The 23,336-nt window shown below is 63.8% G+C and carries 22 protein-coding genes; 9 read left to right on the top strand and 13 right to left on the bottom strand.

The genetic code is table 11. The annotated features are described in order from the left end of the window. Positions 1-45: 45 nt before the first annotated feature. The 3 genes from dgcA to IX761_RS03845 all read right to left on the bottom strand — a co-directional run bounded on the left by dgcA (position 46) and on the right by IX761_RS03845 (position 3,843). Positions 46-2,106 carry a dimethylglycine demethylation protein DgcA gene (dgcA, locus tag IX761_RS03855; protein WP_194788301.1) on the bottom strand — a complete coding sequence of 687 codons (2,061 nt, stop codon included), beginning with the start codon at positions 2,104-2,106 and terminating at the stop codon, positions 46-48. Positions 2,107-2,121: 15 nt separating this feature from the next. After that, on the bottom strand, positions 2,122-2,652 hold the full coding sequence (locus IX761_RS03850) for a DUF5943 domain-containing protein (RefSeq protein WP_028688448.1): 531 nt from the start codon (positions 2,650-2,652) through the stop codon (positions 2,122-2,124). Between the two features lie 213 nt (positions 2,653-2,865). Continuing rightward, complete coding sequence (locus tag IX761_RS03845) at positions 2,866-3,843, bottom strand: dipeptidase (RefSeq protein WP_194788300.1); 978 nt, start codon at positions 3,841-3,843, stop codon at positions 2,866-2,868. A gap of 285 nt (positions 3,844-4,128) precedes the next feature. On the opposite strand from IX761_RS03845, the gene IX761_RS03840 reads away from it, so the two are divergent. Beyond that, a complete protein-coding gene (locus IX761_RS03840; RefSeq protein WP_194788299.1) occupies positions 4,129-4,530 on the top strand; it encodes a lysozyme inhibitor LprI family protein in 402 nt (133 codons plus the stop codon). Between the two features lie 123 nt (positions 4,531-4,653). On the opposite strand, the gene IX761_RS03835 is transcribed toward IX761_RS03840, so the two are convergent. Together IX761_RS03835 and IX761_RS03830 are read right to left on the bottom strand one after the other, a co-directional pair. Then, positions 4,654-5,742, bottom strand: a complete 1,089-nt coding sequence (locus IX761_RS03835) for a metallophosphoesterase (RefSeq protein WP_194788298.1) — start codon at positions 5,740-5,742, stop codon at positions 4,654-4,656. A gap of 76 nt (positions 5,743-5,818) precedes the next feature. Further along, complete coding sequence (locus IX761_RS03830) at positions 5,819-6,784, bottom strand: GlxA family transcriptional regulator (RefSeq protein ID WP_194788297.1); 966 nt, start codon at positions 6,782-6,784, stop codon at positions 5,819-5,821. Positions 6,785-6,930: 146 nt separating this feature from the next. Here IX761_RS03830 and choX point away from each other — a divergent pair, with 146 nt between their 5' ends. The 5 genes from choX to IX761_RS03805 all read left to right on the top strand — a co-directional run bounded on the left by choX (position 6,931) and on the right by IX761_RS03805 (position 11,283). Next, positions 6,931-7,875 (top strand): choline ABC transporter substrate-binding protein, encoded by a 945-nt coding sequence (gene choX / locus IX761_RS03825; protein ID WP_194788296.1) that lies wholly within the window; start codon positions 6,931-6,933, stop codon positions 7,873-7,875. A 175-nt stretch (positions 7,876-8,050) separates the two neighbouring features. Further along, complete coding sequence (locus tag IX761_RS03820) at positions 8,051-8,935, top strand: 3-keto-5-aminohexanoate cleavage protein (RefSeq protein ID WP_194788295.1); 885 nt, start codon at positions 8,051-8,053, stop codon at positions 8,933-8,935. A 165-nt stretch (positions 8,936-9,100) separates the two neighbouring features. Next, positions 9,101-10,066, top strand: coding sequence for an L-carnitine dehydrogenase (locus IX761_RS03815; protein ID WP_194788294.1), 966 nt, complete (start codon positions 9,101-9,103; stop codon positions 10,064-10,066). Between the two features lie 10 nt (positions 10,067-10,076). Beyond that, positions 10,077-10,550 (top strand): thioesterase family protein, encoded by a 474-nt coding sequence (locus IX761_RS03810; protein ID WP_194788293.1) that lies wholly within the window; start codon positions 10,077-10,079, stop codon positions 10,548-10,550. 475 nt (positions 10,551-11,025) lie between these two features. Further along, a complete protein-coding gene (locus IX761_RS03805; protein WP_125462261.1) occupies positions 11,026-11,283 on the top strand; it encodes a hypothetical protein in 258 nt (85 codons plus the stop codon). A 57-nt stretch (positions 11,284-11,340) separates the two neighbouring features. Here IX761_RS03805 and IX761_RS03800 read toward each other — a convergent pair whose 3' ends face one another. Continuing rightward, positions 11,341-12,450: a GlxA family transcriptional regulator gene (locus IX761_RS03800; RefSeq protein ID WP_194788292.1), complete on the bottom strand. Its 1,110-nt coding sequence runs from the start codon at positions 12,448-12,450 to the stop codon at positions 11,341-11,343. Positions 12,451-12,839: 389 nt separating this feature from the next. Further along, positions 12,840-14,216, bottom strand: a complete 1,377-nt coding sequence (locus IX761_RS03795) for an L-serine ammonia-lyase (protein ID WP_194788291.1) — start codon at positions 14,214-14,216, stop codon at positions 12,840-12,842. A 445-nt stretch (positions 14,217-14,661) separates the two neighbouring features. Here IX761_RS03795 and IX761_RS03790 point away from each other — a divergent pair, with 445 nt between their 5' ends. The 3 genes from IX761_RS03790 (at position 14,662) to choV (ending at position 17,714) form a co-directional block, all read left to right on the top strand. Continuing rightward, positions 14,662-15,609: a choline ABC transporter substrate-binding protein gene (locus tag IX761_RS03790; RefSeq protein WP_194788290.1), complete on the top strand. Its 948-nt coding sequence runs from the start codon at positions 14,662-14,664 to the stop codon at positions 15,607-15,609. Between the two features lie 81 nt (positions 15,610-15,690). After that, positions 15,691-16,539, top strand: coding sequence for a choline ABC transporter permease subunit (gene choW, locus IX761_RS03785; protein ID WP_194788384.1), 849 nt, complete (start codon positions 15,691-15,693; stop codon positions 16,537-16,539). Beyond that, the gene (choV, locus tag IX761_RS03780) at positions 16,536-17,714 is read left to right on the top strand and encodes a choline ABC transporter ATP-binding protein (protein ID WP_194788289.1); all 1,179 of its coding nucleotides are present in this window, start codon (positions 16,536-16,538) and stop codon (positions 17,712-17,714) included. Before choW ends, choV begins: the two co-directional genes overlap by 4 nt. A gap of 137 nt (positions 17,715-17,851) precedes the next feature. Here the strand turns inward: choV and hisF are convergent, their stop codons facing one another. The 6 genes from hisF to IX761_RS03750 all read right to left on the bottom strand — a co-directional run bounded on the left by hisF (position 17,852) and on the right by IX761_RS03750 (position 22,796). Beyond that, a complete protein-coding gene (hisF, locus tag IX761_RS03775) occupies positions 17,852-18,622 on the bottom strand; it encodes an imidazole glycerol phosphate synthase subunit HisF (RefSeq protein WP_008091498.1) in 771 nt (256 codons plus the stop codon). A gap of 9 nt (positions 18,623-18,631) precedes the next feature. Next, positions 18,632-19,369, bottom strand: coding sequence for a 1-(5-phosphoribosyl)-5-[(5-phosphoribosylamino)methylideneamino]imidazole-4-carboxamide isomerase (gene hisA, locus IX761_RS03770; protein ID WP_194788288.1), 738 nt, complete (start codon positions 19,367-19,369; stop codon positions 18,632-18,634). 27 nt (positions 19,370-19,396) lie between these two features. Further along, positions 19,397-19,657 (bottom strand): DUF2164 domain-containing protein, encoded by a 261-nt coding sequence (locus IX761_RS03765; protein WP_110992247.1) that lies wholly within the window; start codon positions 19,655-19,657, stop codon positions 19,397-19,399. Next, a complete protein-coding gene (hisH, locus tag IX761_RS03760; protein WP_110992246.1) occupies positions 19,658-20,296 on the bottom strand; it encodes an imidazole glycerol phosphate synthase subunit HisH in 639 nt (212 codons plus the stop codon). After that, complete coding sequence (hisB, locus tag IX761_RS03755) at positions 20,297-20,890, bottom strand: imidazoleglycerol-phosphate dehydratase HisB (RefSeq protein WP_110992314.1); 594 nt, start codon at positions 20,888-20,890, stop codon at positions 20,297-20,299. It abuts the gene before it with no gap. 247 nt (positions 20,891-21,137) lie between these two features. After that, a complete protein-coding gene (locus IX761_RS03750; protein WP_194788287.1) occupies positions 21,138-22,796 on the bottom strand; it encodes an OFA family MFS transporter in 1,659 nt (552 codons plus the stop codon). Positions 22,797-23,336: the final 540 nt, after the last annotated feature.

The raw sequence follows: 23,336 nt of genomic DNA, 5'->3' as shown, positions 1-23,336 counted from the left end.
CGCTCCTACAGGGGGGCCAGTCCCGCCTCTAGTGAGGCGGTGCGATCAGAAATCCTTGCACAGGCGCAAGGCGTCGTAGATCGCCGCATGCACGTTGCGCTGGGCCACGCAGTCGCCGATGCGGTACAGCAGGTAGCCCTCGCCCGGCTGGCTGAGGATCGGCTGCGGCTTGATGGCGAACAGCGCCTCGACGTCGATCTGGCCCTTGTTGCGTGAGCCGTCCTTGAGCGCGTAGTACAGCTGCTCGTCGGGGCGCACGCCGTTCTCCACCACCACCTGGTCGACCACCCGTTCTTCCTTGGTGCCGGTGTACTCGTTCTCGAGTACCGCCACCAGCTTGTCACCCTCGCGGTAGACCTTTTCCAGCATCATGTCGCCGGTCATGATCACTTCCTTGGGGTACATGCTGCGGTAGTAGGTCGGGAAGGTGGTGCCACCCATGGCCACACCCGGCTTGATGTCGTCAGTGACGATCTCGACCTGGCTGCCCTTGTCGGCGATGAAGTCGGCCACCGACATGCCGGTGAATTCGCAGATGGTGTCGTACACCAGCACGTTCTTGCCCGGCGCAACCTTGCCGTCGAGCACGTCCCAGCTGCTGACCACCAGCCCTTCGGCGGCGCCCCAGTGCTCGTTCTGCTCCAGGAACGAATGCCCGCCCACCGCCAGCACGATGATGTCCGGGCGCAGGTCCTGGATGGTCGCCACGTCGGCGGCGGTGCCCAGGCGCAGGTCGACTTTAAGGCGGGCGAACTCCAGCTGGTACCAGCGGGTGATGCCGGCGATCTGGTCGCGCTGCGGGGCCTTGGCGGCGATGGTGATCTGCCCGCCGATCTGGTCTTTCTTCTCGAACACGGTGACGTCGTGGCCACGTTCGGCAGCCACCCGCGCGGCTTCCATGCCGGCCGGGCCGGCGCCAACGATCACCACCTTGCGCTTGGCGCCGGTGGTCTTCTCGATGATGTGCGGCACGCCCATGTATTCGCGTGAGGTGGCGGCGTTCTGGATGCACAGCACATCCAGGCCCTGGTACTGGCGGTCGATGCAATAGTTGGCGCCGACGCACTGCTTGATCTGGTCCACCTGGCCCATCTTGATCTTGGCGATCAGGTGCGGGTCGGCGATGTGGGCGCGGGTCATGCCCACCATGTCCACGTAGCCGCCTTCCAGGATGCGCGTGGCCTGGTTCGGGTCCTTGATGTTCTGCGCGTGCAGCACCGGGACCTTGACCACTTCCTTGATGCCGGCCGCCAGGTGCAGGAACGGCTCCGGCGGGTAGCTCATGTTGGGGATGACGTTGGCCAGGGTGTTGTGGGTGTCGCAGCCCGAGCCGACCACGCCGATGAAGTCGAGCATGCCGGTGGCGTCGTAGTAGGCGGCGATCTGCTTCATGTCCTCGTGGCTGAGGCCATCGGGGTGGAATTCGTCGCCGCAGATGCGCATGCCCACGCAGAAGTCGTCACCGACTTCCTTGCGCACGGCCTTGAGCACTTCCAGGCCGAACTTCATGCGGCCTTCGAAGGTGCCGCCCCACTCGTCGGTACGCTTGTTGACCCGCGGGCTCCAGAACTGGTCGATCATGTGCTGGTGCACCGCCGACAGCTCGACGCCATCCAGGCCGCCTTCCTTCGCCCGGCGCGCGGCTTGCGCGTAGTTGCCGATGACGCGCCAGATTTCTTCCACCTCGATGGTCTTGCAGGTGGCGCGGTGCACCGGTTCACGGATGCCCGACGGCGACATCAGCGTCGGCCAGTTGAAGCCGTCCCAACGCGAGCGGCGGCCCATGTGGGTAATCTGGATCATGATCTTGGCGCCATGCTTGTGCATGGCGTCAGCCAGGTTCTGGAAGTGCGGAATGATGCGGTCGGTGGACAGGTTGACCGACGACCACCATTCCTGCGGGCTGTCGATGGCGACCACGGACGAGCCGCCGCAGATCGCCAGGCCGATGCCGCCCTTGGCCTTCTCTTCGTAGTACTTCACATAGCGGTCGGTGGTCATCCCGCCGTCGGTGGCATACACCTCGGCGTGCGCGGTGCTGAGCACACGGTTGCGGATGGTCAGTTTGCCGATCTGGATCGGCTGGAACATTGCTTCGAAGGCCATGACGCTATCTCCGGCTTACAACGGCTTTGTTACGAACAGGCCATCTTCGTGGCCTTCTTCCGACCCGCCGTAGACCTGTTCGGCCACGGTGCGGATCGAGCTGCCGCGGGCAGCGAGAATCTGGTCCATCGCGCCGGCGAACCAGCCGGTGAACATGTAGTCGACCTTGCGGCCGCACTTGCCGTACACGTACACGAACGCCGAGTGCTTGAGCTTGACGCTGCAGGTGCCCTTGTCGAGGTCGATATCCTGGATCTGGAACAGGCCCCAGCCGCGCTGGCTCAGGCGCTTCATGTAGTGCTCGAACACCGCCACGCCTTCCAGGCCATGGCACTCGGCTTCTTTTTCGCACCAGTGCCAGGCGGACTTGTAGCCGGCCTTGTAGAGGATCTCGGCGTACTTGTCGGCGCCCAGTACTTCCTCGATGCCCATGTGGTTGTTGACGAAGAAATGCCGCGGCACGTAGAGCATCGGCAGGGCGTCGCTGGTCCAGACACCGGTCTCGCTGTCGACTTCGATTGGCAATTGCGGGGCGATCTTGGCCATGGAAACTCAACTCCATAAAATTTTTGTTTGTGATCAAAAGCCGCTTTGGCTTTTGCTTTTATAAACAGCCGCAGTGAGTGCTGTTGGGGCCGTAGCGAGCGCGTCGAGCGCAAGGAAGGGCCGAAGCGAAAAGCGAGACAGTGCCGAGGCACGGCGAGCTTTTCGTGAGGGCCTGACGCAGCGATCGGCGCGCGCAGTAGGCCCCAACTGTGCTCACTCGCCCCACACGTCCTTGAGGATATTTACCCAGTTTTCGCCCATGATCTTGCGCACCACGCGCTCGCTATGGCCGCGCTTGAGCAATGTTTCGGTGAGGTTGGGGAATTCGCCGACGGTGCGAATACCCAGCGGGTTGATGATCTTGCCGAAGTTGGTCAGGCGACGGGCGTAGCCCTTGTCGTGGGTCAGGTACTCGAAGAAGTCCTGGCCGTGACCCTGGGTGAAGTCGGTGCCGATACCGATGGCGTCTTCACCGACGATGTTCATGGTGTATTCGATGGCTTCGGCGTAGTCGTCGATGGTCGAGTCGATGCCCTTGGCCAGGAACGGCGCGAACATGGTCACGCCAACGAAGCCGCCGTGGTCGGCGATGAACTTCAGCTCTGCATCGGACTTGTTGCGCGGGTGTTCTTTAAGCCCGGAAGGCAGGCAGTGGGAGTAGCACACCGGCTTTTTCGATTCGAGGATGACTTCTTCGGAGGTCTTGGAGCCCACGTGCGAGAGGTCGCACATGATGCCGACGCGGTTCATCTCGGCGACGATCTCGCGGCCGAAGCCCGACAGCCCACCGTCACGTTCGTAGCAGCCGGTACCCACCAGGTTCTGGGTGTTGTAGCACATCTGCACGATGCCCACGCCCAGCTGCTTGAACACGTCTACATAAGCGATCTGGTCTTCGAACGCGTGGGCGTTCTGGAAGCCGAAGAGGATGCCGGTCTTGCCCAGCTCTTTTGCTTTGCGGATGTCGGCGGTGGTGCGCACTGGCATCACCAGGTCGCTGTTGTCGCGGATCAGTTTCTGGCTGGCAGCGATGTTGTCGACGGTGGCCTTGAAGCCCTCCCACACCGACACCGTGCAGTTGGCCGCGGTCAGCCCGCCCTTGCGCATGTCCTCGAACAGCTCGCGGTTCCATTTGGCAATGATCAAACCGTCGATGACGATGCTGTCGGCGTGAAGTTCGGCTGGGCTCATCAGGCTGTCCCCTTTTATCGAGTTTGCTGGCGCCGAACCTTGTGCCGGCGCTTTGGGGCCAGCATATGCCTGCCGCCCGAGGCGCCCCGATGCAAAAACGACAGGGGGTTTGCCGAAAGCGTCAAAGCCCGACAGGGCACGCTCTGGCCTGCGCCTCGCAGATGAGAGCGAGTCTCGACAACGGCCTTTGTAAGCCTTTGATGAACATTTCGTCAGGGAACTATCGCCGCGCCCGAGGCTGAGCGAGAATCCCTGCGATTCGTCAGCCTGTTCAGGAGAAAACGGATGAAATCAATGGCATGGCTGGTCCTGCTGGCCGTCGCATGCGGCGCCCAGGCCGCCGAGGAAGAAAGCACGCCCTGCGACAACGTCGAGACCGACCAGCAGGGGTATGCCTGCGCGGCCTACAACAAACAGACCGCCGAACGCGAGCTGAAGGCCGCCTACGACGACCTGATCCAGCGCATCCGCGACCAGTACGCGGATGAAAACGACAAGGCCACGGCGCTGAGCGCGAAGATGGATGCCGCGGAAAAACTCTGGGCCCAGCTGCGCGATGCTGACTGCAAGGTCGAGACCTATGCCGAAAAGCCTGGCAGCAAGGCCTTCGAGGCGGCGTGGAACACCTGTGTGGCGCAGCGTAGCGACGAGCGGTCGGAGTATTTGCAGGGCATTGGCCAGCAATAGACCAGCCGGGCAGATTCTCTATGGGAGCCAGCTTGCCGGCGATCACCGGCAAAGCCGGTGCCAGGCACGGCATCACCGGCAAGCCGGCGCCCACAAGAGCGGGCTTGCCCCGCGAAGGCTTGATCAGGCGCTGCGGCGATTCAGGTCGATCACCGTGGTGTCGTTGAAATGCCCATCCATGCTCACCTCATCGACCTGCAACTGGTGTTTGTTCCAGTCGAAGGTCAGGCGCAGGTAGGTCCCCGCATTGAGGGCCCCGGACTTGAAATGCGGTACATTGCCGAAGCCGGTGTGGTACTTGCCGACGTTCGAATGGGTATGCCCGGAGAACACCGCCGCCACCCCATGTGCCTCCAGCAGTTTCGGGACTTCCCAGTAGCGTTGCTCCTTGTCCGCCCAGTACTCCGAGATGTGCATGTTGATGATCACCACCTCGCCCCGGGCGGTGGCCTCCTCCAGTTGCCCTTTCAGCCATTCCAGGGAGCGGGTGATGTTGAAATGGCGCTTGGGCTTGAAGCTCCACCCGCCACCGGTGCTCCATTGACGTTCGTAGGTCGGCTCGTTGTTCAGCTGGATGATGCGCACGCGGCCCACGGTGACCGAGTAGGAGAGTGATCCTTCGTGTGTGTCGTTTCGGTAGCGGTAGTCGAAAGCATTGACCGGCTGCATGGCCTGCACCCAGGCGATGTGATCGCAGACGGCATCGCGGGCACAGCCATTGTTGCCGCAGTCATCCACGTTGTTGTCATAGTCGTGGTTGCCCAGCCCCGGTAGCAGCAGCGGGCCACCGACACCTGCGGCCATCTTGCGGAACATCTTCTGCATCGCCGAGCGCTCGTTGCCATGGCCGAACTCGGTGATATCGCCATTGACCACAACTGGCACATGGTAGGGCTCGCCGCGCTCGCGGGCGATTGCCTCGTAGACCGGTGCGGTCTTGTGCCAACCCGCCGAGTCGATCTCCTCGACATACTCATCGAAACGCTGGCTCATGTAACGGAAGGCCTGGGGGTCCGAAGCAATGATCATCTTCTGCCGGCCCTGGGGGTAATCCGCTAATTGGTTCCAGCCAGGCCGGTAATAATCCTGGTAAAGGTCGGTGCTGGTTCCTTCGCAGCCTTCAACGGTGGCGTGCGCTTGCCAGGCCGAGAGCATGGTGGCCAGCGCCAGCGCGCTAACCAGGCATCTGTTGAATTTATGTGTAGGAGGCATCTTGGCAATCCTTGGTGAGTTAACGGATTGCCTACGCTAGTGAACTACCGATCTGACAATAATCGGGAAACTCCCCCTAGGCGTTCGCCGTACGGTATTCGCCGCCGGTCATCTGACGGTCCTGCCGTGGACAACGCGCGAAGCGCGCTCGGTAGCAGCGGGTGAAATACGACGCCGACTCGAAGCCGCAAGCAACCGCAACTTCAAGGACGCTCATGTCGGTCTGGCGCAACAACTGCCGCGCCTTGTCCAGCCGCAAGCGCAGGTAGAAACCACTGGGGGTGTCGTCCAAGTGCAGGCGGAACAGCCGCTCCAGCTGGCGCCGGGTGACCTGGATCGCCTCGGCCAGCACTTGAGTGTTGAGCGGCAGCTCGGTGTTGCGCTCCATCTCGCCGATTACCTTCACCAGCTTCTTGTTGCGCAGCCCGTAACGGCTGGCGATCTGCATGCGCTGGTGGTCCTGGCGCGGGCGAATGCGGCCGAGCACGAACTGCTCGGAGACCTGCACCGCCAACTCGCTGCCGTGAGCCTGGGCGATCAGGTCGAGCATCAGGTCGATGGAGGCGGTGCCGCCGGCACAGGTGATGCGCCGCCGGTCGAGCTCGAACAGCTCCTGGGTCGCCTGCAGGCGCGGGTAACGCTCTTTGAACGCTTCCAGCGCCTCCCAGTGCAAGGTGGCGCGGTGCCCATCCAGCAGGCCGGCCTCGGCCAGCACCATGGCGCCGGTGTCGATACCGCCCAGTACCGCGCCGTCATGGTCGAGGCGGCGCAGCGCCTGTTGCAGCCCCGGCCCATAACAGGCCAGCGGTTCGAAGCCGGCCACCACCAGCAGCAGGCGCACCTGCTCGCTCTCACCCAGCGCGCCATCGGCGTTCACCGACATGCCATTGCTGGCCTGCACCGCGCCGCCGTCGAGGCTCAATACCCGCCACTGGTACAGCGCGCCCTGGAAGCGGTTGGCCACCCGCAGAGGTTCGATCGCGCTGATGAAACCCATGGCCGAGAAACCCGGCAACAGGAGGAAATGCAGTGTTTCCGACATCGCATGCTCCGCGGCAAAAGTGGTCGCCTCCGTGCAAGTGTTGGTCGCCAGGGTGCGATTTTCCACCCCGTCACCAGCGTAGCGTGTTCACACGGCCCGCAGAGGCCGGAACCCATAACAATATGCACTGCCGATGGAGAGCCACCATGCAACGCTTTATCCGCCGCAGCCTGTTGTCCCTCGCACTCAGCACCACCGTGGTATCCCCCCTGTTCGCCGCCGAACCTGCTGCCTGCAAGGACGTGCGTCTGGGCGTGGTCAACTGGACCGACGTGATCGCCACCAGCGCCATGGCCCAGGTGCTGCTCGACGGCCTTGGTTACCAGACCAAGCAGACCAGCGCTTCGCAGCAGATCATCTTCGCCGGCATTCGCGACAAGCGCCTGGACATGTTCCTGGGGTACTGGAACCCGATCATGACCCAGACCATCACCCCGTTCGTTACGGCCAACCAGGTGAAGGTGCTCGACAAGCCCAGCCTGGAGGATGCGCGCGCCACCCTGGCAGTACCGAAGTACCTCGCCGACAAGGGTTTGAAGACGTTCGCCGACATCCACAAGTTCCAGAAGGAGCTGGGCGGCAAGATCTACGGCATCGAGCCCGGCTCAGGCGCCAACACCCAGATCAAGGCGATGATCGCCAAGAACCAGTTCGACCTGGGCAAGTTCCAGCTGGTCGAGTCCAGCGAGGCCGGCATGCTCGCCGCCGTCGACCGCGCGGTGCGGCGCAACGAGGCGGTGGTGTTCTTTGGCTGGGCGCCGCACCCGATGAACGTGAACATCGACATGGTGTATCTGGGCGACAGCCAGGACGCCCTGGGCCCGGATGAAGGCCGCGCCACCGTATGGACCGTGACCGCGCCGGACTACGCCGAGCGCTGCCCCAATGCCCACCGCCTGCTGGCCAACCTGAGCTTCAGCGCCGAGGACGAGAGCCGCATGATGCAGCCGCTGCTCGACCACAAGGACGCGCTGGAATCGGCCCGCCAGTGGCTCAAGGACCACCCCGAGGACAAGGCCCGCTGGCTTGAAGGGGTGACCACCTTCGACGGCAAGCCGGCAGCCGACAACCTCAAGCTCACCGCCAACTGATATTCCGCCATCGCCTGTAGGAGCGGCCTCGTGTCGCGAAAGGGCTGCATAGCAGCCCCAGGGACTTTATTAGCGATGCTGAAATCCTGGGGCCGCTTTGCGGCCCTTTCGCGACACGAGGCCGCTCCTACAGGCCCCGTTCGCCCGCAAAAAGGCCTGCACAAGGATCACAACCATGAACCATGACGTCATCATCACCTGCGCCCTGACCGGCGCTGGCGACACCGTTGCCAAGAGCCACCTGGTCCCGGTCACCCCCAAGCAGATCGCCGAGTCTGCCGTCGAAGCGGCCAAGGCCGGCGCCACCGTGGTCCACTGCCACGTCCGTGATCCACAGACCGGCCGCTTCAGCCGCGACGTTGCGCTGTACCGCGAGGTGATGGAGCGCATCCGCGAAGCCGACGTGGACATCATCGTCAACCTCACCGCCGGCATGGGCGGCGACCTGGAGATTGGCCCGGGCGAGTCGCCCATGGAGTTTGGCGCCGGCACCGACCTGATTGGCCCGCTGGAACGCCTGGCCCACGTCGAGGCGCTGCTACCGGAAATCTGCACGCTGGATTGCGGCACCCTCAACTTCGGCGACGGCAACGCCATCTACGTCTCCACCCCGGCACAGCTGCGTGCCGGCGCCCAGCGCATCACTGAACTGGGCGTAAAAGCGGAGCTGGAAATCTTCGACACCGGCCACCTGTGGTTCGCCAAGCAGATGATCAAGGAAGGCCTGCTCGACGACCCGCTGTTCCAGCTGTGCCTGGGTATCCCGTGGGGCGCGCCGGCCGACACCACCACCATGAAAGCCATGGTCGACAACCTGCCCGCCGACGTCACCTGGGCCGGGTTCGGCATCGGCCGCATGCAGATGCCGATGGCCGCACAGGCGGTGCTGCTCGGCGGTAACGTGCGGGTCGGGTTGGAAGACAACCTGTACCTGGACCGTGGCGTGCTGGCCAGTAACGGCCAACTGGTGGAGCGCGCCGCCGAGATCATCACCCGCATGGGCGCGCGCGTGCTGAGCCCGGCCGAGGGCCGGGAAAAGATGAACCTCAAGCGCCGTTGAGCCGCTCAACAATCACCACTGCAACAAAGATCCTGTGGGAGCGGGCTTGCCCGCGAAGCAGGCAACGCGGTGGATGGCACCGGCTCTGCCGGTGTTCGCGGGCAAGCCCGCTCCCACAGGGACTGCGCTCACCCAATGAACTCTGTTTGCTCTGAGGAACCTCGAATGCAATTCATCACCGACATCAAGACCTTCGCCGCCCTGGGTAGCGGCGTCATCGGCAGCGGCTGGGTTGCCCGTGCCCTGGCCCATGGCCTGGACGTGGTCGCCTGGGACCCGGCGCCCGGTGCCGAAGCCGCCTTGCGCAAGCGTATCGCCAACGCCTGGCCGGCCCTGGAGAAACAAGGCCTGGCACCCGGCGCCGCGCAAGACCGCCTGACGTTCGTAGCGACCATCGAGGAATGCGTGCGCGACGCCGACTTCATCCAGGAAAGCGCCCCCGAACGCCTGGACCTCAAGCTCGACCTGCACGCGAAGATCAGCGCCGCCGCCAAACCGAACGCCATCATCGGCTCCAGCACCTCGGGCCTGCTACCCAGCGAGTTCTACGAGTCGGCCAGCCACCCCGAACGTTGTGTGGTCGGCCACCCGTTCAACCCGGTCTACCTGCTGCCGCTGGTGGAAATCGTCGGCGGGCGCAACACCAGCCCCGAGGCCATCGAGGCGGCGAAAACCATCTATACCGCGCTGGGCATGCGCCCGCTGCATGTGCGCAAGGAAGTCCCCGGCTTCATCGCCGACCGCCTGCTCGAAGCGCTGTGGCGCGAGGCCCTGCACCTGGTCAACGACGGTGTTGCCAGCACCGGCGAGATCGACGATGCGATCCGTTTTGGCGCCGGCCTGCGCTGGTCGTTCATGGGCACCTTCCTGACCTACACCCTCGCCGGTGGCGACGCCGGCATGCGCCACTTCATGGCCCAGTTCGGCCCGGCACTTCAACTACCCTGGACCTACCTGCCAGCGCCGGAACTGACCGACAAATTGATCGACGACGTGGTCGAGGGCACCAGCGAACAACTGGGCGAGCGCAGCATCGCCGCGCTGGAACGCTACCGTGACGACACCCTGCTGGCGGTGCTGGACGCCGTGAAGAACAGCAAGGCCAAGCACGGCATGGCCTTTGGCGACTGAGGAGAACACGATGCCCGCACTGACCACCTACCGCACCCAGGTGCTACCGGACTGGGTCGACTACAACGGCCACCTGCGCGACGCCTACTACCTGCTGATCTTCAGCTACGCCACCGACGCACTGATGGAGCGCATCGGCCTGGACGCCGACGCCAGGGGGCAGAGCGGGCACTCGCTGTTCACCCTGGAGGCGCATATCAACTACCTGCATGAGGTGAAGCTGGACACCGAGGTGTGGGTGCAGACGCAGATCATCGGTTTCGACAGGAAACGCCTGCACCTGTATCACAGCCTGCATCGGGCGGGCTTCGACGAGGCGTTGGCGGCCAGTGAGCAGATGCTGCTGCATGTGGACCTGGCGGGGCCGAAGTCGGCGCCGTTTGGTGAGCGCAGTGTGGGGTTGATGCAGGGCCTTGTGGAGCAACAGCAGGATCTGCCCGCCGCTGAGTTTGTCGGGCGTGTGCTGAGCCTGCCGGCCGCCTGACCGCTCCCCATCGCCGGCAAACCCACCCAATGGATTTACACGCCCACTGTAGGAGCGGCCTTGTGTCGCGAAAGGGCTGCGCAGCAGCCCGGCAATTCATGTGATAACGCAAGAACCTGGGGCCGCTTTGCGGCCCTTTCGCGACACAAGGCCGCTCCTACAGAAAATCTGCGCAGGAAATTTGCTCCCATACCACCAGTGGGAGCCGGCTTGCAGGCGACGGGCGCAAAAAAATAACCCCGCAAAGCCGTGAGCTTGCGGGGCCAAGAGCGAGCAACATCCACTGTGCGTGAGGTGAGGGTGACCAAACCCTCGGTGCCGTGAATGACCCCAGTGTGCGGGCTTGCAGCAGGGGTGATTTAGCCGTAAACGACCTGTTCTTAGCCAAAGCGGCCATCGCGACAATCTGCCCTTGCCGCGCTGTCGCCTGCGTCACAGAATCGGTCGCAAACAACAGCAGCAGAGGACAACAGCCATGATGCACGCGGATCTGATCGATCAGGACGACCTGCTGGGCCAATTGCGCTCGCGGGGCTTCGACATACCGGCCGGCGCCAGCGCCGAGCAGGCCTGCGAAGTGGTGGTGCGGGGGTTGACCGAGCCCAATGCGCGGGCGCTCAAGGGCATGGTGGAGCAGATGTACACCGGCAGCGCGACCATCCTCCCGGCGGTGCGCCAGGCCATCGACAAACAGCTTTTGCCGGCGCTGGCGCAGTACAGCAAGCGCGCCTGACCTCAAAATCTCCTTCACCTTCTTCGCGGGGTTACCCGCGAAGAAGGCGGCGCGGTATCAGAGCCTTACACTGGCAAACGTCGACTCGTTGCGTGCCTGGCTCAGCGCCGCCATCGGCCCGCTGTGCGGTGACAGGGCCATGGCCTGCGGGATCGGCATCATCGCCACCTGCTGGGTGGTGTTCGAACCCACGCGCTCGTCACGCGGCGGGATGCCAAAGTACTCGCGGTAGCACTTGGAGAAGTGCGGCGTGGACACGAACCCGCACACCGAAGCCACCTCAATGATCGACATCGGCGTCTGCTTGAGCAGCTGCCGCGCGCGGATCAGCCGCAGCTTGAGGTAGTAGCGCGACGGCGAGCAGTGCAGGTACTTCTGGAACAGGCGCTCGAGCTGGCGTCGCGACACCGAGACATAGACCGCCAGTTCGTCCAGGTCGATCGGCTCTTCCAGGTTCGCTTCCATCAACGCGACGATCTCTTGCAGCTTCGGCTGGTTGGTGCCGAGCATGTGCTTGAGCGGCACGCGCTGGTGATCCTGCTCGTTGCGGATGCGCTCGTAGACGAACATCTCGGAGATCGCCGCCGACAGCTCGCGGCCGTGATCGCGGCTGATCAGGTGCAGCATCATGTCCAGCGGCGCGGTGCCGCCGGAGCTAGTAAAGCGGTTGCGGTCGAGGGTGAACAGGCGGGTGCTCATGTTCACCCGTGGGTAGGCCTCCTGCATGGCAGCCAGGCACTCCCAGTGCACGCTGCAATCGAAGCCGTCGAGCAGGCCGGCGCAGGCCAGCGCCCAGCTGCCGGTGCACACCGCGCCAAGCCGGCGCGACTGGCGGGCCTGGGCCTGCAGCCAGGTGACATGCTCACGGGTGACGGTGCGCTGGATGCCCACGCCACCACAGACGATCACGGTGTCGATCGGTGGGGCGCTGTGCATGGCGGCGTCGGGGGTGATCTGCAGGCCATCGCTGGCCCATACCTGGCCGCCGTCGACGGTGAGCGTGTGCCAGCGGTACAGCTCACGGCCGGACAGCTGGTTGGCCATGCGCAGTGGCTCGACGGCCGAGGCCAGCGAGATCAGGGTGAAGTTGTCCAGCAGGAGAAAACCGATGGACTGGGGTGCGGCTGTGCGGTTCTGGGTTGGGGTCCCGGAGGTGTACGACGTCATCGCGATTTCTCCTCACACAATGCAGGGTGTGCCTCAGGCGAGCACTGTTCTTGTAATGGCCCCGTTTCGTATGCAGGGGCTTTGCCAATCTCAACGCAAATGGCATGCCTGAAATTGAACACTCATCCAATAAAACCCAAAAACGACGTCGGCATGCGACTTTCAGCGGGCTCTGGATCGAGCGTAGACCTAAACGCAAAGCAGCGCGCCAGCGCCTTTGCATGTAACAGCTGAGCAATTCGGTAGCACTGCTGGGAAGGTTGCCCAGAAGCGACAGACTTGAGTGTCACCGACAACGACCCTACCGGTAACGACAGCCGACAGTCGGTAGATGACAACCGCTGCGCCAGAATGTGGCGCAACGGTCACACGTGGGCCAGAACGGCGCATCAGCACTCGATGGCGCTGACCGCCAGGCCGCCGCGCGAGGTTTCCTTGTACTTGTCGTGCATGTCGGCGCCGGTGTCACGCATGGTGCGGATCACCTGGTCGAGGGAGATGAAGTGCTCGCCGTCTCCGCGCAGGGCCATCTGCACGGCGTTGATCGCTTTCACCGCAGCGATGGCGTTGCGCTCGATGCACGGCACCTGGACCAGGCCACCGACCGGGTCGCAGGTGAGCCCAAGGTTGTGCTCAAGGGCGATTTCGGCGGCGTTTTCCAGTTGCGGCGGGGTGGCACCGAGCACTTCGGCCAGGCCCGCGGCGGCCATGGCGCAGGCCGAACCGACCTCACCCTGGCAGCCGACTTCGGCGCCGGAGATCGAGGCGTTCTTCTTGCACAGGATGCCCACCGCCGCTGCGCCGAGGAAGAAATCCACCACGTTGGATTCGTCAACGACGTCGGAGAAGCGCATGTAGTAGTGCAGCACCGCCGGGATGATCCCCGCCGCGCCGTTGGTGGGCGCGGTGACCATGCGCCCGCCGGCGGCGTTTTCTTCGTTGACCGCCAGGGCGAACAGGTTGACCCACTCCATGGCGCTCATGGTCGAGCCGATCACGTTGGGCTTGCCGATCTCCTGCAAGCTGCGGTGCAGCCTGGCGGCACGACGGCGTACGTTGAGCCCGCCGGGCAGCGTGCCTTCATATTTAAGGCCGTTGTTCACGCACTCCTGCATGGCGTGCCAGAGCTTGAGCAGGCCGGCGCGAATCTCCGCTTCGCTGCGCCAGACCTTCTCGTTCTCCAGCATCAATTGCGACACGCGCAGGTCGTTTTGCTTGCACAGGCGCAGCAGTTCGGCGGCGCTGTCGAAGTCGTATGGCAACACCGTCTGGTCGGCGTCCAGCACGCCGCTGGCGGCCTGGGCGGCATCGACCACAAAGCCCCCGCCCACCGAGTAGTAGGTGTCGCGGTGCAGCTCGCCGCCCTCGCCTTCGGCGATCAGGGTCATGGCGTTGGGGTGGTAGGGCAGGTTCTCGTCCAGCAGCAGCATGTCGCGGGCCCAGACGAATTCGATGGGCAGGCGGCTGTCGAGCTTGAGTACGTTGGTTTCGCGCAGGTCGGCGATGCGTGGGGTGATCTGCGTGGGGTCGATCGAGTCGGGCCACTCACCCATCAGCCCCATGATCGTGGCGTTGTCGGTGCCGTGACCGACGCCGGTGGCCGACAGTGAGCCATACAGCCTGACCTCGATGCGTCGTACCTGTTCCAGCTCGCCGCGCTGGCGCAGCCCCTCGACGAACATGGCGCCGGCACGCATGGGGCCGACGGTATGGGAGCTGGAGGGCCCGACACCGATCTTGAACAGGTCGAACACGCTGATGGCCATTGTCGCTTCACCTCTTGATGGGCTTGCCTGGTCGCGCCGAACGATGCCTTGCGCAACTGCTAGGCTGAATCGTCGAGCCGCCTCGGAATGCTCGCATCATCGGGCTTTTGCCCACCCCCTCGCCGTCTGCAACCGACGTACTTTTGTCCAGCTGCGCCGCCGCTGTACCGGCGCTGCATGCGCCGTTTTCCACCGGCCGGACGACGCAACAAGGGTGGCGCGGGGGTGGAAAAATCCAGTTGCGACATTGCCCGTACTGGATGCGACCCGTCCTGTACTGGATACGACCCCACCAGTAGGCGATTGCCGAACGCTGGAGGATTATCGAAAGCGACTCGTTTTGCACGGCCTCGCATCCTGCCCTCTGCAGGCCTGGCTGATCGGCCCCCTAGAAAGCGCCGACAGCCCTTCGCGAACCCGAAGATAAAATCACAGGAGTCCACCTATGAAAGCTTCACCCTCGCTGTTGCTGGTTGCGATGTTGTCCGCTCCATTGCTGGCCCAGGCTGCAGAACCCGAACAGTGCCAGACGGTACGGTTCTCCGACGTCGGCTGGACCGACATCACCGTCACCACCGCGACGACCAGCGTTGTGCTTGAAGCACTGGGCTACAAGACCCACACCACCATGATCTCGGTACCGGTGACCTACAAGTCGTTGGCCGCCGGCAAGGATTTGGACGTGTTCCTCGGCAACTGGATGCCGACCATGGAGAACGACATCAAGCAGTACCGCGATGCCGGCACCGTCGAGACAGTGCGTGCCAACCTGGAGAACGCCAAGTACACCCTGGCCGTGCCCCAGGCGCTGTATGACAAGGGCCTGAAGGACTTCAGCGACATCCCCAAATTCAAGAAGGAACTGGACGGCAAGATCTACGGCATCGAGCCGGGCAACGACGGCAACCGCACCATCCAGAGCATGATCGACAAGAACGCCTTCGGCCTGAAGGACGCCGGTTTCAAGATCGTGCAATCCAGCGAGGCCGGCATGCTGTCGCAGGTCGACCGGGCGCAGAAGCGGGGTGAGGCGGTGGTGTTTCTGGGCTGGGAACCGCACCCGATGAACACCCGGTTCAAGATGCAGTACCTCACCGGCGGCGATGAATTCTTCGGCCCCGATTTCGGCAAGGCCACCGTGCTCACCAACACCCGCAAGGGTTACGCGCAGGAATGCGGCAACGTGGGCCAACTGCTGAAGAACCTGTCGTTCGAGCTCAAGGATGAAAGCACCATGATGGGCTATGTCCTGGACGACAAGATGAAACCCGAGGCGGCCGCGAAAAAATGGCTGAAGGACAACCCCGGCAAATTGGACACCTGGCTCGCCGGGGTGACGACCGTGGATGGCAAACCCGGCCTTGAGGCGGCCAAGGCCAAACTGACGCAATAACGCAAGACGCTATGGCAACACCGCGGGGTGGGACCGTGCCCACCCCGGACTGATTTCAATCTTTGCAGGTGGAAGCTCGCTATCATGCTTATCGATCAGAAAATACCCCTGGGGCAGTACATCGCCTCATTCGTCGAATGGTTGACCCAGAATGGCGCCGAATACTTCGATGCCATCGCCAAGGGCCTGGAATTCATGATCCATGGCGTCACCAGCGCCCTGACCTGGTTCAACCCCTTCGTACTCATCGCCCTGTTCGCCGCCCTCGCGCACCTGATCCAGCGCAAATGGGCCCTCACCGTATTCGTCGCCCTGTCGTTCCTGCTCATCCTCAACCTGGGGTACTGGCAGGAAACCATGGAAACCCTGGCGCAAGTGAGCTTCGCCACCGTGGTGTGCGTGGCCATCGGCGTGCCGCTGGGCATCCTCGCCGCGCACAAACCGATGTTCTACACCGGCATGCGCCCGGTGCTGGACCTGATGCAGACCGTGCCCACCTTCGTCTACCTGATCCCCACGCTGACCCTGTTCGGCCTGGGCGTGGTGCCGGGACTGATCTCGACGGTGGTGTTCGCCATCGCCGCGCCCATCCGCCTTACTTACCTGGGCATCTGCGACGTGCCGCAGGAGCTGCTCGACGCCGGCAAGGCCTTCGGCTGCTCGCGCCGCCAGTTGCTGACCCGCATCGAACTGCCCCACGCCATGCCGAGCATCGCCGCTGGCGTGACGCAATGCATCATGCTGTCGCTGTCGATGGTGGTGATCGCCGCCCTGGTGGGCGCTGATGGCCTGGGCAAACCTGTGGTCAACGCACTGAACACCGCCGATATCTCGCTCGGCTTCGAAGCGGGCCTGGCGATCGTGCTGCTGGCGATCATGCTGGACCGTATCTGCAAGCAACCGGAACTGCCGGTAAGGGGTGAGGCATGAGCATCATTCGTTTCGAAGACGTCGACGTCATCTTCTCCAGCAAGCCGCGCGAGGCGCTGGCGCTGCTGGACGAAGGCAAGACCCGTGAACAGATCCTCAAGCAGACCGGCCTTGTGGTCGGTGTCGAGAAGGCCAACCTGGACATCAACAAGGGCGAGATCTGCGTGCTGATGGGCCTGTCCGGCTCGGGCAAGTCGAGCCTGCTGCGCTGCATCAACGGCCTGAACACCGTGAGCCGCGGCAAGCTGTTCGTCGAGCACGAAGGCAAACACATCGACATCGCCCACTGCACCCCGGCAGAGCTGAAGATGATGCGCACCAAGCGCATCGCCATGGTGTTCCAGAAGTTCGCCCTGATGCCCTGGCTGACCGTGCGCGAGAACATCAGCTTCGGCCTGGAAATGCAGGGCCGCCCGGAGAAAGAGCGGCGCAAGCTGGTGGATGAAAAGCTGGAGCTGGTGGGCCTGACGCAGTGGCGCAACAAGAAGCCCGACGAGCTGTCCGGCGGCATGCAGCAGCGTGTGGGCCTGGCCCGGGCGCTGGCGATGGACGCCGACATCCTGCTGATGGACGAACCGTTCTCGGCCCTCGACCCGCTGATCCGCCAGGGTTTGCAGGATGAGCTGCTGGCCCTGCAAAGCAAACTCAGCAAGACCATCGTGTTCGTCAGCCACGACCTGGACGAAGCCCTGAAGCTGGGCAGCCGCATCGCCATCATGAAGGACGGGCGGATCATCCAGTACAGCAAGCCGGAGGAGATCGTGCTGAACCCGGCCGACGAGTACGTGCGGACCTTCGTCGCCCACACCAACCCATTGAACGTGCTGTGCGGGCGCAGCCTGATGCGCACCCTGGACAAGTGCAAGCGGGTCAACGGCTCGGTGTGCCTGGACCCGGGCGGCGACTCGTGGCTGGACCTGGGCGAAGGCAACTCGATCAAGCGCGCGCGCCAAGGGCAGAACGGGCTGGACATGCAGAACTGGGTGCCGGGGCAGGCGGTGGAGGCGCTGGATCGCCGGCCGACCGTGGTGCACGCCGACATTGGTATGCGCGACGCCTTGCAGATTCGTTACCAGACCGGCAACAAGCTGGTGTTGCAGGAGAACGACAAGCTGGTGGGGATTTTGGGTGATACCGAGCTGTATCACGCGCTGCTGGGCAAGACCCACGGGTGATGCAATTGGGGCCGCCTTGCGGCCCATTCGCGGGCAAGCCCGCTCCCACAGGTATCGCACTGGCCTTGAGAGCAGCGCAGTACCTGTGGGAGCGGGCTTGCCCGCGAATGGGCTGCAAAGCAGCCCCAATCAAGTTTTTAGCGAACGACGATCCCACGCGAAGCCATGTAGGCCTTGGCCTCCGGCACCGTGTACTCGCCGAAATGGAAGATGCTCGCCGCCAGCACCGCGCTGGCATGCCCTTCCAGGATCCCGTCGGCCAGGTGCTGCAGGTTACCCACACCACCAGAGGCAATCACCGGAATCCCCAGCGCATCGCTGATGGCGCGGGTCACGCCCAGGTCGAAGCCGTTCTTCATGCCGTCCTGGTCCATGCTGGTCAGCAGGATCTCACCGGCCCCCAGGCCTTCCATCTTCTTCGCCCACTCCACCGCATCCAGCCCGGTAGGCTTGCGCCCGCCATGGGTGAAGATCTCCCAGCGCGGGGTCTCGCCCGGGCCGGAAACCTTCTTGGCGTCGATGGCGACGACGATGCACTGCGAACCGAAACGGTCCGCCGCTTCACCGACGAACTCCGGGTTGAACACCGCGGCGGTGTTGATCGAGACCTTGTCGGCACCGGCGTTGAGCAGGTTGCGGATGTCTTGCACGGTGCGCACGCCACCGCCCACGGTCAGCGGGATGAACACCTGGCTGGCCATGCGCTCGACGGTATGCAGGGTGGTGTCACGGCCATCGACGCTGGCGGTGATGTCCAGGAAGGTGATCTCGTCCGCGCCCTGCTCGTTGTAGCGACGGGCAATTTCCACCGGGTCACCGGCGTCGCGGATGTTCTCGAACTTGACGCCCTTGACCACCCGGCCGTTGTCCACGTCCAGGCAAGGGATGATGCGCTTGGCCAGTGCCATGGTCGTTCCTCAGCCTTGGTAGTTGTCGCAGAAGGCCTGGGCCTCGGCGACGTCGAGGGTGCCTTCGTAGATGGCACGGCCGGTGATGGCACCGATGATGCCCGGCGCTTTCGCGTCCAGCAGGGCCTTGATGTCACCCAGGTTGTGGATGCCGCCCGAGGCGATCACCGGGATGCGCGTGGCTTCGGCCAGGGCCTTGGTGAAGGGCACGTTGCAGCCCTGCATCATGCCGTCCTTGGCGATGTCGGTGTAGACGATCGACGAGACGCCATCGGCCTCGAAACGCTTGGCCAGGTCGATGACCTGCACGCTGCTCACTTCGGCCCAGCCGTCGGTGGCGACGAAGCCGTCCTTGGCATCCAGGCCGACGATGATCCGGCCTGGGAAGGCCTTGCACGCCTCGGCGACGAACTCCGGCTGCTTGACCGCCTTGGTGCCGATGATCACGTGGCTGACGCCGGCCTTGACGTAGTGCTCGATGGTTTCCAGCGAGCGAATGCCGCCGCCGATCTGGATCGGCAGGTTCGGGTAGCGCTTGGCGATGGCGGTGACCACTTCACCGTTGACCGGCTGGCCTTCGAAGGCGCCGTTGAGGTCGACCAGGTGCAGGCGGCGGCAGCCACCCTCGACCCACTTGGCGGCCATGCTCACCGGGTCGTCGGAAAATACCGTGGAGTCTTCCATGCGGCCCTGGCGCAGGCGCACGCAGGCACCGTCCTTCAGATCGATAGCGGGGATAATCAGCATCTTGGAAACCTGTCTTGTTCGTTGAGTTCAGGGCTTCTCGAGCGCCCACAGGTCGCTTTCGATGCTCTCGAACCGCTCCTTGAGGTGCAGCTGAACATCGGCAATCGCCCTGTTGTAGTAATACGGAGCCACTTCCCTGGAAAACAGCTCGAGGACCTCGGCCACCTCGAACGACCCCAGCTCCAGCTCGAAACGGTCTTCGAGGAAGCGCTTGAGCTTGTCGAGCGCTTCGCGCTCCTGCTCGGGGGCCAGCGTGAGGATCGGTGCCTTGGTCCGCGACCTGCTCATTTACCAGCGCCCATCCCAGGCGACGAAGTTCTGCAGCAGTTGCAGGCCGTGGGTGTGGCTCTTCTCCGGGTGGAACTGCACGGCGAAGCGCGAGCCTTCGGCCAGCGCGGCGGCGAAGTCGACGCCGTAGTGGCCGCGGCCGACCACCTGGCCCGGCTTGCCGGCATTGATGTAGTAGCTGTGCACGAAGTAGAAGCGCGCGCGGTCGGGGATGTCATGCCACAGCGGGTGGTCGATGGTCTGGCCGACTTCGTTCCAACCCATGTGCGGCACCTTCAGGTGCTCGCCGTCTTCTTTCAGGTCTTTACCGAAGAAACGCACCTGGCCGGGGAACAGGCCGATGCAATCGACGCCGTCGTTCTCTTCGCTGTGCTCGAGCAGCGCCTGCATGCCGACGCAGATGCCGAGGAACGGGCGGTCCTGGCTGACTTCGCGGACCAGGCTGTCGAAGCCCAGGCGGCGGATCTCGGCCATGCAGTCGCGGATCGCGCCCACGCCGGGGAACACCACACGGTCGGCCTCACGGATGACCGCGGCGTCGCTGGTGACCAGCACCTTGCCGGCGCCTACATGCTCGAGGGCCTTGGCCACCGAGTGCAGGTTGCCCATGCCATAGTCGATTACGGCTACGGTCTGCATTTACAGGCACCCTTTGGTCGATGGCATCTGCCCGGCCATGCGTTCGTCCTGCTCCACGGCCATGCGCAGCGCGCGGCCGAAGGCCTTGAACACGGTCTCGATCTGGTGGTGGGTGTTGTGGCCACGCAGGTTGTCGATGTGCAGGGTGACCAGGGCGTGGTTGACGAAGCCCTGGAAGAATTCCTGGAACAGGTCGACATCGAAGCCACCGACGCTGGCGCGGGTGTAGGGGACGTGCATCTGCAAGCCCGGGCGGCCGGAGAAGTCGATGACCACGCGCGACAGTGCTTCATCCAGCGGCACGTAGGCGTGGCCGTAGCGGAAGATGCCTTTCTTGTCGCCGATGGCCTGGGCAAACGCCTGGCCGAGGGTGATGCCGACGTCTTCGACGGTGTGATGGTCATCGATATGCAGGTCGCCCTTGCATTCGATATCCAGATCGATCAGCCCATGCCGGGCGATCTGGTCGAGCATGTGTTCAAGGAAAGGCACGCCGATATCGAATCGGGCCTTACCAGTGCCATCGAGGTTGATCGAGCACTTGACCTGGGTTTCCAGGGTATTGCGCTCGACGGAAGCCTTACGTTCGACCATCACCAGCTCCGCAAAATCATTGGGCGAAAAGGGCAATAGTATAGGCCCAGAACGCGCCAGCTTGAAACGCGGATGACATATGGCAGGGCAAGCAATTGCGGGGGTGGGACTGTGCTACAGGTCTATACAACCGTGTAACCGGGGCTGCTATGCAGCCCTATCGCCGGCAAGCCGGCTCCCACAGAGGTCGCAGCGGTGCATTACCTGTGGGAGCCGGCTTGCCGGCGATGAGGCTAGTAAAGCTACATCAATGGAACAGAACCGCCGTCTTCTGCAGGGTGATCCACACCCCCCACGCCAGCGGAATCACCACCACCGCCCAGGCCAGCAGCACCAGCGGCAGGCTACCCGGCGCGGCATGCCATTCCAGCGAACGCGCGCTGTCGGCACCCTTGTCGTGGCTCAGGGCACGCTCGGCGGCCAATTCGGCCTCGGTCATGAAGTACTTGTCGGCCACCGGGCGCACCAGCATGTTGCAGATGAAGCCCAGCACCAGCAGGCCGGCGAGGATGTACAGGGTCATGTCGTAGGCCGCGGCCCGCTCCACGCCTGCCGCCAGCTGCGCTTCGCGCAGGTAGGTGATCAGCACCGGGCCGAGCACACCGGCAGCGGCCCAGGCGGTCAGCAGGCGACCGTGGATGGCCCCGACCATCTGCGTGCCGAACAGGTCGGCGAGGTAAGCCGGCACCGTGGCGAAACCACCGCCGTACATCGACAGGATGATGCAGAACGCCGCCACGAACAGCGCCACGTTGCCGATGTGCCCCATGTTCGGCACCAGGCTGTAGAGGCCCACGCCCAGGGCGAAGAAGGCGAAGTAGGTGTTCTTGCGGCCGATGTAGTCGGAGAACGACGCCCAGAAGAACCGCCCGCCGATGTTGAACAGGCTGAGCAAACCGGTGAAGCCGGCGGCAATGGCGGCGATCTGCGCCAGCTGTGCGGCATTCAGCTCGCTGAAGGTCAGCTCGTTGCCCAGCAGTTTGCCGGCGAAGACTTCCTGCAGCAGTGGCGAGGCCATGCCCAGGATGCCGATACCGGCCGACACGTTCAGGCACAGCACCAGCCACACCAGGGCGAACTGCGGGGTCTTCCAGGCCACGCTGACATGCACGTGGCGGTCGGTGACCATGGCGTTGGCCTTCTTCGCCGGCGGCGTCCAGCCTTCAGGCTTCCAGCCGGTCGGCGGCACGCGGTAGGCCAGGGCGCCAGCAGTCATGAACACGAAGTAGATCGCGGCCATGGCGACGAAGCTCTGCCACACGCCCACTTCAGTGGCACTGCCAAAATGGCCCATCAGTGCGGTGGCCAGCGGCGCGCCCACCATGGCGCCACCCCCGAAGCCCATGATCGCCATGCCGGTGGCCATGCCACGCTTGTCCGGGAACCACTTGATCAGGGTCGACACCGGCGAGATGTAGCCCAGGCCCAGGCCGATCCCCCCGATCACCCCCGAGCCCAGCCACATCAGCCACAGTTGATGGGTCTTCACGCCGATCGCCGAGATCAGCAGGCCACCGCACCAGCACAGTGCCGAGACCAGGCCGGCCTTGCGCGGGCCGGCATGTTCCAGCCAACCGCCGAGCACCGCGGCCGAACAGCCGAGGAACACGAAGAACAGGGTGTAGATCCAGCTGAGCATGGAGATCGGCCAGTCGCACTCGGCGCTGAACAGACGGGCGACGAAGCCCATGTCCGCCGCGCAGGCCACCGGTGCGCTGACGCCCAGGGCCTGGGACAGCGGCAGCCAGAACACCGAGAAGCCATAGGCCATGCCGATGCACAGGTGGATGGCCAGGGCCGCTGGCGGCACCAGCCAGCGGTTGAAGCCCGGCCGGGCGATGATGCGCTCCTTCGACAGGAAGCCTGGCGTGCTGGCCGGCAACTCTGTCGTGATACTGCTGTTCATGGATTGATCCTTTTGTAGGTGGGCGGTGCGCGTGGACGGCTCTTTGTGGCTGCACGCAAGGCAGGCTGGCCGTTTGCTGGGACTGCCCGCGACAATGGGTCGCGGGGTTTCACGGGCGGGGCAAGATTACCAGCAGGCGGTGGCATGGAAGCAATCTGATATCGCGTTTTTTTCGTCAGCTGAAACGGTACTTGTCGCAGCGCCATCGTTTGCATCGGGCAAAGCAGCGCTGGCAGCGGTACTCATGAGCATTCAGCGTACTTGTGGGAGCAGGTTCATCAGGGCGCCGAACCGCCACGAAGCAGGCGACTGGGTGGATGGCACCGGCTGTGCCGGTGTTCGCGGGCAAGCCCGCTCCCACAGGGATCGCGCCATCCTCAAGGCGTGCGCAGTACCGGTGGGAGCTGGCTTGCCAGCGATGAGGCCAGCACAGGCAATAGCAGTCAGTTGCTCCCTCAGGCCTTCGCTAAATCAAAAGGATATGTGCAGCTCCATGAGGGCAGGCTTGCCGGCGATTGGGCCCCGATTGAACTGCCGTGC

It is taken from the genome of Pseudomonas sp. UFMG81, assembly GCF_015354575.1.
Classification (GTDB): Bacteria; Pseudomonadota; Gammaproteobacteria; order Pseudomonadales; family Pseudomonadaceae; genus Aquipseudomonas.
The sequence above is the reverse complement of the archived record's forward strand: the minus strand, read 5'-3'. Positions and strand labels throughout refer to the sequence as shown.

Coding starts and splice junctions, on each gene's coding strand:
- dgcA (WP_194788301.1), bottom strand. CDS start 2,106: ATGGCCTTCGAAGCAATGTTCCAGCCGATCCAGATCGGCAAACTGACC.
- IX761_RS03850 (WP_028688448.1), bottom strand. CDS start 2,652: ATGGCCAAGATCGCCCCGCAATTGCCAATCGAAGTCGACAGCGAGACC.
- IX761_RS03845 (WP_194788300.1), bottom strand. CDS start 3,843: ATGAGCCCAGCCGAACTTCACGCCGACAGCATCGTCATCGACGGTTTG.
- IX761_RS03840 (WP_194788299.1), top strand. CDS start 4,129: ATGAAATCAATGGCATGGCTGGTCCTGCTGGCCGTCGCATGCGGCGCC.
- IX761_RS03835 (WP_194788298.1), bottom strand. CDS start 5,742: ATGCCTCCTACACATAAATTCAACAGATGCCTGGTTAGCGCGCTGGCG.
- IX761_RS03830 (WP_194788297.1), bottom strand. CDS start 6,784: ATGTCGGAAACACTGCATTTCCTCCTGTTGCCGGGTTTCTCGGCCATG.
- choX (WP_194788296.1), top strand. CDS start 6,931: ATGCAACGCTTTATCCGCCGCAGCCTGTTGTCCCTCGCACTCAGCACC.
- IX761_RS03820 (WP_194788295.1), top strand. CDS start 8,051: ATGAACCATGACGTCATCATCACCTGCGCCCTGACCGGCGCTGGCGAC.
- IX761_RS03815 (WP_194788294.1), top strand. CDS start 9,101: ATGCAATTCATCACCGACATCAAGACCTTCGCCGCCCTGGGTAGCGGC.
- IX761_RS03810 (WP_194788293.1), top strand. CDS start 10,077: ATGCCCGCACTGACCACCTACCGCACCCAGGTGCTACCGGACTGGGTC.
- IX761_RS03805 (WP_125462261.1), top strand. CDS start 11,026: ATGATGCACGCGGATCTGATCGATCAGGACGACCTGCTGGGCCAATTG.
- IX761_RS03800 (WP_194788292.1), bottom strand. CDS start 12,450: ATGACGTCGTACACCTCCGGGACCCCAACCCAGAACCGCACAGCCGCA.
- IX761_RS03795 (WP_194788291.1), bottom strand. CDS start 14,216: ATGGCCATCAGCGTGTTCGACCTGTTCAAGATCGGTGTCGGGCCCTCC.
- IX761_RS03790 (WP_194788290.1), top strand. CDS start 14,662: ATGAAAGCTTCACCCTCGCTGTTGCTGGTTGCGATGTTGTCCGCTCCA.
- choV (WP_194788289.1), top strand. CDS start 16,536: ATGAGCATCATTCGTTTCGAAGACGTCGACGTCATCTTCTCCAGCAAG.
- hisF (WP_008091498.1), bottom strand. CDS start 18,622: ATGGCACTGGCCAAGCGCATCATCCCTTGCCTGGACGTGGACAACGGC.
- hisA (WP_194788288.1), bottom strand. CDS start 19,369: ATGCTGATTATCCCCGCTATCGATCTGAAGGACGGTGCCTGCGTGCGC.
- IX761_RS03765 (WP_110992247.1), bottom strand. CDS start 19,657: ATGAGCAGGTCGCGGACCAAGGCACCGATCCTCACGCTGGCCCCCGAG.
- hisH (WP_110992246.1), bottom strand. CDS start 20,296: ATGCAGACCGTAGCCGTAATCGACTATGGCATGGGCAACCTGCACTCG.
- hisB (WP_110992314.1), bottom strand. CDS start 20,890: ATGGTCGAACGTAAGGCTTCCGTCGAGCGCAATACCCTGGAAACCCAG.
- IX761_RS03750 (WP_194788287.1), bottom strand. CDS start 22,796: ATGAACAGCAGTATCACGACAGAGTTGCCGGCCAGCACGCCAGGCTTC.